Genomic DNA, 464 nt, shown 5'->3' with positions numbered 1-464 from the left:
GACCGACCGCGGTGGTGAGCTGCCCGAGCCGTGCCAGGGTGAGGCCGCGCTCGGTCATGGCCTCGCGGTCCAGGGCGAGCACGGGCAGGGTCTCCTCGACCGTGCGGGCCTGGTCCGGGGTGAGGTGGGCGGTCAGGTCGCGGAGACGGGCGGTCAACTCCTGCACAGCCGCGTGGAGTTCGGGGTCCTGGGCGGCGCCCACGTAGCCGTAGTTGATGCCGATGTTCTGGGCGCCCTTCTGGTTGAAGACGGGGCCGTTGTAGGTCGAGTGGTGCGTCGGTTCGGTCATAGCCTGATCCCCGTGTTCTGACCGCCGTTCTGGTTGAAGACGGGGCCGTTGTAGTTGTTGAGCTGGTGCACGTAGGCCGTGAACTCGGCCTCCGGGTGATCGATCGCGTGGACTATCCGCCCGGCGATGGTCCGCAGCTCGTCCACGCTCGGCAGCGTCACGAGGATGCGGGAGC

The 464-nt window shown here is 68.5% G+C and carries 1 protein-coding gene; it reads right to left on the bottom strand.

What is annotated here, in order from left to right; all coding sequences use genetic code 11:
- Nucleotides 1-289, bottom strand: a 289-nt coding sequence (locus LPA54_RS37995) for a hypothetical protein (protein ID WP_228984960.1), incomplete at its 3' end; no start/stop codon positions are given.
- Between the last annotated feature and the right edge of the window lie 175 nt (nucleotides 290-464).

Origin of the sequence: Streptomyces sp. DH12 (assembly GCF_020873895.1) — a bacterium.
Taxonomy (GTDB): Bacteria; Actinomycetota; Actinomycetes; order Streptomycetales; family Streptomycetaceae; genus Streptomyces.
The sequence above is the reverse complement of the archived record's forward strand: the minus strand, read 5'-3'. Positions and strand labels throughout refer to the sequence as shown.